3 protein-coding genes and 1 pseudogene are annotated in these 3,433 nt (G+C 65.5%); all 4 read left to right on the top strand.

What is annotated here, in order from left to right:
• Nucleotides 1-160 precede the first annotated feature (160 nt).
• Complete coding sequence (locus tag ACXJL8_RS36920) at nt 161-1,879, top strand: caspase family protein (RefSeq protein WP_456686606.1); 1,719 nt, start codon at nt 161-163, stop codon at nt 1,877-1,879.
• A 170-nt stretch (nt 1,880-2,049) separates the two neighbouring features.
• Nucleotides 2,050-2,229, top strand: a complete 180-nt coding sequence (locus ACXJL8_RS36915) for a hypothetical protein (RefSeq protein WP_456620963.1) — start codon at nt 2,050-2,052, stop codon at nt 2,227-2,229.
• Nucleotides 2,226-3,155: a DUF2167 domain-containing protein gene (locus ACXJL8_RS36910; protein WP_456620962.1), complete on the top strand. Its 930-nt coding sequence runs from the start codon at nt 2,226-2,228 to the stop codon at nt 3,153-3,155. The genes ACXJL8_RS36915 and ACXJL8_RS36910 overlap by 4 nt, the downstream gene beginning before the upstream one ends.
• Nucleotides 3,152-3,433 (top strand): annotated as a pseudogene (locus tag ACXJL8_RS36905) (site-2 protease family protein); the annotation flags it as partial. The gene ACXJL8_RS36910 and the pseudogene ACXJL8_RS36905, both read left to right, overlap by 4 nt.

The following is a 3,433-nucleotide window of genomic DNA, read 5'->3' as shown; positions in this document are numbered from 1 at the left end:
TCGCCAAACTGCTCCCTGGGGTTATGGGTCCCGGCCTTCGCCGGGACGACGTTGGGGAGAGATTGGCGCACAGCTGCTTCATCGCACACGCGCCAGCCTTGAACCTGCCCATCACGCCACGCAACAAACGGAGACCCCTTCCGCCTACGGGACCACCGCCATGCGCCGCCTGCTCGTCGCGCTCTGTCTGCTCGCCGCAACCCTGTGGTCCGCGCCCGCCTTCGCGCAGGCGCGCAGCCAGCTCGGGCCGCTCTGCACCACCGACACCACGCCGGCGGACCAGATGATCGATGCCTGCAACAAGATCGTCGCGCTGAAGGTGTTCAAGGGCGAGCAGCTTGCGACCGTCTATTTCTGGCGCGCGGTGGGCTGGAACAAGAAGGGCGACTACACGAGAGTCATCGCAGACACCACCGAGGCGATCCGGCTCCAGCCGAGCCAGGCGGTCTACAATTTGCGCGGCTCGGCCTACTACGACAAGGGCGAGTACGACATCGCGGTCGCAGATTTCGACGATGCACTGAAGCTCGGTCCGCCGAGCGGCACCATCTTCCACAACCGCGGCAATGCCTGGCGCGGCAAGGGCGACTACGCAAAAGCGATCGCCGACTACGACATGTCGATCAAGGCCGACCCGAAATCGGCGTTCTCGTTCCAGAACCGCGGTATCGCGAAGGAGGCGCTCGGCGAGCTCGACGGCGCGCTGGCGGACATCAACCAGGCGATCCGTCTCGACCCGACGCTGCCGCAGCCGCTGATCAACCGCACCGCGATCTGGCGGGCCAGGGGCGATCTCGACCGCGCCATTGCCGACGGCAGCGAGGCGATCCGGCTTGCCAAGGASAAGCCGCCGGCCAACATCATGACGCCGCCGAACAGCGTGCTGATCTCGGGCTACACCCATCGCGCGCTGGCCTATGAGGCCAAGGGCGATTACGCCCGCGCGCGCGACGACTACAAGGCGACGCTGGCGATCGTGGCCTCGGATGCCGGCAGCAAGGCCAGCCAGGCGACCGCAAAGGTGCGGCTGTCGCTGGTGACGGAGGCAGCCGCGCCGATCCCGCGCGATGCGCCGTCACCGACGACGCAGCCAGCGGCAACACCTGCCGCGCAGCAGACCGGCGCGGCCCCGGCGCCCCCGCCTGCCCCGGCCGTTCGCGGCAGGCGCATGGCCCTGATCATCGGCAACGGCGCCTATGCGCATGTCAAGGCGCTGCCCAATCCGCCCAACGACGCGCGCGCCGTGGCCAGGAGCCTGCGCGACATCGGCTTCACCGTGTCGGAAGGCATCGATCTCGACCGCACGGCGATGCAGAAGATGACGCGCGACTTTTTGCGCGAGGCCGCGCGGGCGCAGGTTGCCGTGGTCTACTACGCCGGCCACGGCGTGCAGGTCGACGGCCGCAACTATCTCATTCCCATCGACGTCGAGCTGAAGGCAGGTAGCAGCATGACGGAGGCGATGATCGACATGGACACGATCATGGCCGGCCTCGACGACCAGGTCCGCACCAACATTTTGATCTTCGATGCCTGCCGCAACAATCCGATGGCGCAGCAGGTCGCATCGACCAGTGCCAATCGCGGCATCGAGGGCGCATCGGGCCTCGCCGCGCCGACGGGCCTGGGCGCCGGTGCAACGCTGGGCGCCGGCACGCTGATCGCATTCGCGACCGCGCCGGGCCAGGTCGCGCTCGACGGCGAAGGCGCCAACTCGCCGTTCTCGGCGGCATTGTCGCGCCACATCGGCACGCCGGGCCTGGAGGTGCAGCAGATGCTGACACGGGTGCGGGCCGAGGTGGTCTCGTCGACGAAGAACAAGCAGGTGCCGTGGTCGAACTCGTCGCTGCTGGGCGAGGTTTATCTGGCGGAGAAGTGAGGGTGGGTATCTTCGTCAGATGCGGAACACCGTAGCTCCACCCTCCGCTGTCATCGCCCGACTTGATCGGGCGATCCAGTACCCCGAGACGTCTGTGACCCATCGAGAAGCCGCGGCGTACTGGATTCCCCGCCGGAGCCTGTCATCGGGCTCGCCGAAGGCGAGACCCGGTGGCGGGGAATGACGGAGAGGACGAACCAGACGCGCTCCACGAAAAACGAGCCAAAATTGCAACAGCCAGCGAGATAGTCGAGCGCAACCTGCGGCTGCTCTATTTTGTCGCATATCGTTATCCTACAGTGCCGGCAACACCGATCGTCGGTGGACTGATTGCTGGGGAAATCTGGTGAGAAAATTCGCGGCCGCTGTCGGCATCATCCTGTCTGTCATATTCGGGGCACAGCCCGCCTTCTCCCAAGGCGCTCCGTCCAGCGAGGCCTCGCGCAAGGCCGAACTGGCGGCCGCGTGGCAGGCGGCCGGCAATGCCGGCACCGCCGGTCCCGCCGACGTTCCCCTCATCGACCAGGCAGCGTTGAAAATCCCGGCCGGCGACTTCTTCGTACCCAAGGCTGAAGCTGCGCGGGTGATGCGCGCACTCGGCAACACGGTTCACGACGCGAACTTTGTCGGTCTCGTCCTTGGCACCCGGCAGAACGACCGGTGGCTGGTCGTCATTAACTACATCAAGGAAGGCTATATCAAGGATGATGCCGCCAAGGATTGGAATGCCGACGACCTGCTGAAGAATCTCAAGGAGGGCGTCGACGAGTCCAACAAGGATCGCGCCGCGCGCGGATTTCCCGAGATGGAAGTGATCGGCTGGATCGAGCCGCCGAACTATGATGCCGTGTCGCACCGCCTGGTGTGGTCGGTGCTCGGCAAGGACAAGGGCGCGTCGGACGATGCCCGCAAGGACGTCAACTACAACACCTACGCTCTGGGCCGCGAAGGCTATTTCAGCCTGAACTTATTGTCGGATTCGACCAGAATCGCGACCGACAAATCCGCCGCCCACGAACTGCTCGCCAACCTCTCCTATCAATCCGGCAAGCGCTATGAGGATTTCAGCGCCTCGACCGATCGAATCGCCGAATACGGACTGCTCGCGCTGGTCGGCGGCGTCGCCGCCAAGAAGCTCGGCCTGTTTGCCCTCGTGCTCGCCTTCGTGCTCAAATTCGCCAAAGCCATCTTCATCGGCGCGGCCGTGTTCGGCGCCGGGATACTGAAATTCTTCCGCCGCAAGCCGCGTGACGATTCCGCCGGCGGGGCGGCATGAAAACTCTCTTCCTGCTGCTGTTCTCCGGCCTGAAATGGGGGAAGCTCGCCACCAGCGGCGGCACCATGCTGTTGTCGCTGGCGGTCTACGCGACGATATGGGGCTGGCGCTATGCGGCGGGCTTCATCGCACTGCTGTTCGCGCATGAAATGGGGCACTACGTTGCGGCCCGCCAGCGTGGCCTGGACGTCGGCGCGCCGGCCTTCATCCCGTTCGTCGGTGCGTGGATCGCGCTCAAGGACCAGCCGGTCGACGTCGAGACCGAGGCTTATGTGGCG

The sequence above is a fragment of the Bradyrhizobium sp. P5_C11_2 genome, from assembly GCF_054049755.1.
Note: the sequence above shows the minus strand (reverse complement) of the source record. Positions and strands in the feature narration are given on the sequence as shown.